Below are 5,691 nucleotides of genomic sequence, written 5' to 3' on the forward strand. Positions count from 1 at the left end.
GGTTCGGACACCGGGCCGGGGTGGAAGCCCAACTACGTGACCGAGGGCAGCACCGCCACCATCCACGCGCTGCTGGTCGACCAGGGCAGGGTCGAACCGGACGTGTCCACCCGTGTTCCGGACCCGCCGATGGCCGCCGCCGAGGCCTTCTCCGACCAACTGGAGCGGGCCGGGCTCACCGTCGAGGGCGACCCGCGAGAGGCCGAGTCCGTCGGTGAGCCGGTGGCCTTCGTGGACTCCGCGCCGGTGAGTTCTCTCGTCGAGTTCATGATGTTGGCCAGCGACAACAACATGGCCGAGGCCCTCGGCCACGTCGCCGCACTGGAGTCGGGGGAGGAGGCGAACTTCGCCGGTGCCGCCGAGGCCACTCACCGTGTCATGGCCCGTCTCGGTATCGACGGGGTCGACCTGTCGGACAACAGCGGTCTGAGCACCGAGAACCGCATCACCCCACGGGCCCTCGTCCGGCTGCTCGAAGCCGCCGGTGACCACCCCGAACTCAACGCGACGCTCACCGGGCTGCCCACCGCGCACTCCACCGGCACGCTCGCGGGCCGTTACTCCGAGTACTCCACCTCCCACCACGCCGCCGGCATGGTCCGAGGCAAGACCGGGACGCTCGACGGTGTCAGCACCCTCGCCGGCACCATCCACGACCAGGAGGGCAATACGTTCGTGTTCGCCTTCATGGCCAACGATCAGGCCGCCACCGGTCCGGCTCTGGACACCCTCGCCGCCGCCCTCGCCGAGTGCGGCTGTTCGTGAGGTCGTCCGCGGGCCCCACGGTGAGCTCCACCGCGGGGCCCGCCCGCCGGGGGACGATTCGCACGGGTTCGTTTCGGGTCGGCTCAGGGCGATCCCGGGGTCTGCCCTGAATTCGATCCCTGATCCCCGTGCCGCCGGGCCTGCCGTGGGTAGGCTGGCGATGTGACTGTGATCGACTGGGACGTAGCCGTCAACACCGGTGTCCGCCTCGTGCGCCCTGGGCCACAGGTGGATCTGGCCGACGCACGGCAGGCCGTCGCGCAGTTGCGCGACCTCTCTTCTGTGGCGGCCGGGCACGTGCGCGACTTCACCGGTATGAACCCCCTCGAACCTTCGGGACCCGCGACCATCGTGGACAGACCCGGCTGGATTCGAGCCAACGTCAACGGGTTCCGGGTGGTGCTCGAACCCGTACTCGAACAGATGGGCGCCGATCGGCTGAACAAGAGCCCGGCCGGGAGCCTGGCCGGCGCGGTCGGTTCACGGGTGACCGGGATGCAGCTCGGCGCCGTCCTGTCCTACCTGGCGGGGAAGGTCCTCGGCCAGTACGAGCTCTTCCTGCCACCGGACCCGGACGGGCACTCGCCGACCGGGCGACTGACCCTGGTGGCGCCCAACATCGTCAACACCGAACGCGAGCTGGACGTCGACCCTCGCGACTTCCGACTGTGGGTCTGCCTGCACGAGGAGACCCACCGGATGCAGTTCACGGCCACGCCGTGGCTGCGCGACCACGTCCAGCAGCTCATGCAGGAACTCCTGCTGTCCACGGAGATGGACGCCTCCGACCTCATCGACCGTCTCCGGCAGGCCGGCGAGGCCGTGGCCGAAGCCGTGCGGGGTGGCGAGGGAAACCTCCTCACCGCGTTCCAGACCCCGGAGCAGAACGAGCTCATGGACCGGGTCACCGCGGTCATGAGCCTGGCCGAGGGGCACGGGGACTACGTGATGGACGCGGTCGGACCCGAGGTCGTGCCCTCGGTCGAGACCATCCGGGCCCGTTTCCAGAAGCGGCGCGAGGGGGCCAACCCGCTCGATCGGATCATGCGTCAGCTCCTGGGCATGGACATGAAGATGAAGCAGTACGAGGAAGGTGCGAGCTTCGTCCGACAGGTGGTCGCCCAGGTCGGCATGGCCGAGTTCAACAAGGTGTGGACCTCGCCCGAGACCCTGCCCACCATCGAGGAGATCCGTAACCCCTCGACGTGGATCGAACGGGTCGTGCGCCCCGCCGCCATCAGCGAGTGAGCGGGCCGCCCCCCGCCGTGGCCGCCGTTCGCTCGGCGGTCCGGCGGGTTCTGTCCGCCCTGCCGGCCGACACCACCGTGCTCGCGGCCTGTAGCGGCGGAGCGGATTCGTTGGCTCTGGCCGGGGCGCTCGCCTTCGAGGCGCCCCGGGTGGGGCGCGCGGCGGGCGCCGTCACCGTGGACCACGGACTCCAGGAGGGCTCGGCCGAGCGGGCCGAAGGGGTCGCCAAGGCGTTGCGCGGGCTCGGCCTCGACCCCGTGGACGTGGCCACCGTCCGGGTGGCCGGCTCGGGTGGACCCGAGGCGGCGGCCAGAAGGGCCCGTTACGACGCCTTGGACACGGCCGTTCGGGAGCACGCTCCGGCGGTGGTGCTGCTCGGACACACCCTCGACGACCAGGCGGAGACGGTCCTGCTCGGACTGGCCCGCGGCTCGGGGGCCCGTTCCCTGGCGGGGATGTCCGCCACGTCCGGGGCCTACCGCCGTCCCCTGCTGGAGCTGGACCGGGCCACGGTCCGCGCGGCCTGCCGGCTCATGGACCTGAGCCCGTGGGAGGACCCGCACAACCACGACCCGCGGTTCGCTCGGTCCCGGGTGCGTCATGAGACGCTCCCCGCCCTGGAAAGGACGCTCGGCCCAGGGATCGCGGCCGCCTTGGCGCGCACCGCGACCATGCTCCGGGCCGACGCCGACACCCTGGACGCCCTCGCAGCCGCGTTGCACGACCGCGCGCTGGAGGCCGCCTCCGGTGAGGAGGGCCTGGCCGTCGGACCGTTGGAGGAGGCCGACACCTCACTGCGCACCCGTGTGCTGCGCCGCGCCGCACTCGACGCCGGCTGCCCCGCCACCGACCTCACCGCCCGCCACGTGCGCGAACTCGAACGGTTGATCACGGAGTGGCGTGGTCAGGCCCACATCGATCTGCCCGGTGGCGTCCGGGGCCGCCGCACGGCCGGTCGCATTCACTTCACGGAGTGAAGCCGGGTCGGGACACGTGGTGACACTGCCCTCTTCTGTCGTGGTCCGGGACCCTCGCCACGTTCGGCACGTTTATCCTGGTTGCCGCAAACGGGGAATCCAGCAGCGAGGACAGTGAGCGTGGACGCTAAGGACATGGGCCAGGACCTGGAGAAGGTTCTGGTCACCGAGGAAGAGATCAATGCGCGCCTGGTCGAGCTGGGCGCGCAGATCGACGCGGACTACGCGGGCCGGGACCTGCTGATCGTCGGTGTGCTCAAGGGCGCCGTCATGGTCATGGCCGACCTGGCGCGAGTGCTGCACACCTCGGTTTCGATGGACTGGATGGCGGTGTCCTCCTACGGGGCGGGAACCACGTCCTCGGGTGTGGTGCGCATCCTCAAGGACCTGGAGACCGACATCAAGGACCGTGACGTCCTGATCGTCGAGGACGTCATCGACTCCGGGCTGACCCTCTCCTGGCTGGTGGGCAACCTGCGCTCGCGCGGTCCGAAGTCGGTCGAGGTCTGCACCATGGTCCGCAAGCCGCTGGCCTTCGACGTCGACCTCGACGTCAAGTACATCGGTTTCGACCTGCCCAACGAGTTCATCGTCGGTTACGGACTGGACTACGCGGAGAAGTACCGGAACCTTCCGTTCATCGGCACCCTCGCTCCGCACGTCTACGAGAAGTAGTCCCCGGGCCCGCCCGCGCCACCGTGTCATGGCCCACGCGGGCGGGGTTCGGGAACAACGGAACGGGTCGTCGTCGTTGCTTCCATGACGGCTCGCGTCCGGCCTCAGCGGTGTGCCCGCCCGGCGCGGCGAGGTGTACCGTCGAATATCCCGGCGTCAGCGCGGGGAGCACGTGTCCGATAGGTCCTGCTCCGGACAGTCCTCTGGGGCGGGCGGCCTGGTCTGGAGGGACGGACCCGACAGGGTTCCGCTCACATGAATCTGAAGCGTATTTTCCGCGGCCCGTGGATTTGGATCCTGGTCGTCGCCCTCATGCTCGTCATCGGCTTCCGCGTGTTCGACGTCGGTGGAGGTCCACAGCCGGAGGAAGCCGACATCTCCGAGGTCTACCGGCTCATCGAGCAGGACGAGGTCGAGGATGCCGAGATCGTCGATCGTGATCAGCGCATCGAGTTGACCACCGTCGACGGCGAGATCCTCGAGGCCTACTGGGTCGAGGGCCAGGGCATGGAACTGGCCACCATGCTCCAGGAGTCGAGCCAGAATCCGGACGGCGCGCTGAAGGACTACAAGGTCTCCGTCGCCACCACCCCGGTCTGGACGACCGCGCTGTTCAGCCTCCTGCCGCTGATCATCATCATCGTCATCTTCTGGTTCATCTTCAGCCAGATGCAGGGCGGCGGCTCCCGCGTGATGAACTTCGGCAAGTCCAAGGCCAAGCTCATCACCAAGGACACGCCCAAGAACACGTTCGACGACGTCGCCGGGGCCGACGAGGCCATCGAGGAACTCCACGAGATCAAGGAGTTCCTGCAGAGCCCGGAGAAGTTCCAGTCGATGGGTGCCAAGATCCCCAAGGGCGTCCTGCTCATGGGCCCGCCCGGTACCGGTAAGACGCTGCTGGCCCGAGCCGTCGCCGGTGAGGCCGGGGTGCCGTTCTACTCCATCTCCGGTTCGGACTTCGTCGAGATGTTCGTCGGTGTCGGAGCCTCCCGTGTGCGGGACCTGTTCGAGCAGGCCAAGGCGAACGCGCCCGCGATCATCTTCATCGACGAGATCGACGCCGTCGGCCGCCACCGCGGCGCCGGCATGGGCGGCGGGCACGACGAGCGCGAGCAGACCCTCAACCAGATGCTGGTGGAGATGGACGGCTTCGACGTCAAGGGCGGTGTCATCCTCATCGCCGCCACCAACCGGCCCGACATCCTCGACCCGGCGCTGCTGCGCCCGGGTCGCTTCGACCGCCAGGTCGTCGTTGACCGCCCCGACCTGGACGGCCGCCGCGACATCCTGGAGGTGCACTCCAAGGGCAAGCCGATGGCCGACGACGTCGACTTCGCGGTGATCGCCCGCCAGACCGCCGGGATGACCGGTGCCGACCTGGCCAACGTCATCAACGAGGGTGCCCTGCTGTCCGCGCGCGCCGACAAGAAGGTCATCACCCACGCGATCCTGGAGGAGGCCATCGAACGCGTGATGGCCGGCCCCGAGCGCAAGTCCCGGGTGATGTCGGACCGTGAGAAGAAGGTCATCGCCTACCACGAGGGCGGCCACGCCCTGGTCGGGCACGCGCTGCCCAACGCCGACCCGGTGCACAAGATCACGATCCTGCCGCGCGGTCGAGCCCTCGGCTACACCATGTCGGTGCCCACCGAGGACAAGTTCCTCACCTCGCGTTCGCAGATGATGGACCAGCTGGCCATGATGCTCGGTGGTCGGGCCGCCGAGGAGCTCGTCTTCCACGAGCCGACCACGGGCGCGAGCAACGACATCGACAAGGCCACCAACCTGGCCCGCAACATGGTCACCGAATACGGCATGAGCGAGCGTCTGGGCGCCCGCAAGTTCGGCTCCGCCAACAGCGAGCCGTTCCTGGGCCGCGAGATGTCGCACGCACGCGAGTACTCCGAGGAGATCGCCTCCATCATCGACGAGGAGGTGCGTCGCCTCATCGAGTCGGCGCACGACGAGGCCTACGAGGTCCTCGTCGAATACCGGGACGTTCTCGACGACCTGGTCCTACAGC

General features: G+C 68.9%; 5 protein-coding genes. All 5 read left to right on the forward strand.

Features of this window, described 5'->3' with window-relative positions; all coding sequences use genetic code 11:
* On the forward strand, positions 1-765 hold a 765-nt coding region (gene dacB, locus K8V84_RS00845; RefSeq protein WP_304069220.1), incomplete at its 5' end, for a D-alanyl-D-alanine carboxypeptidase/D-alanyl-D-alanine-endopeptidase.
* A gap of 168 nt (positions 766-933) precedes the next feature.
* Positions 934-2,013 carry a zinc-dependent metalloprotease gene (locus K8V84_RS00850; RefSeq protein WP_304069224.1) on the forward strand — a complete coding sequence of 360 codons (1,080 nt, stop codon included), beginning with the start codon at positions 934-936 and terminating at the stop codon, positions 2,011-2,013.
* Positions 2,010-2,990, forward strand: a complete 981-nt coding sequence (gene tilS, locus K8V84_RS00855; RefSeq protein ID WP_304069221.1) for a tRNA lysidine(34) synthetase TilS — start codon at positions 2,010-2,012, stop codon at positions 2,988-2,990. The genes K8V84_RS00850 and tilS overlap by 4 nt, the downstream gene beginning before the upstream one ends.
* Positions 2,991-3,110: 120 nt before the next feature.
* Positions 3,111-3,665, forward strand: a complete 555-nt coding sequence (gene hpt, locus K8V84_RS00860; RefSeq protein ID WP_304069222.1) for a hypoxanthine phosphoribosyltransferase — start codon at positions 3,111-3,113, stop codon at positions 3,663-3,665.
* Between the two features lie 255 nt (positions 3,666-3,920).
* Positions 3,921-5,691 (forward strand): ATP-dependent zinc metalloprotease FtsH (ftsH, locus tag K8V84_RS00865; protein WP_304069223.1); only part of this gene is annotated, 1,771 nt, incomplete at its 3' end.

Origin of the sequence: Nocardiopsis listeri (assembly GCF_020741345.1) — a bacterium.
In the GTDB taxonomy this organism is placed as follows: domain Bacteria; phylum Actinomycetota; class Actinomycetes; order Streptosporangiales; family Streptosporangiaceae; genus Nocardiopsis; species Nocardiopsis listeri_A.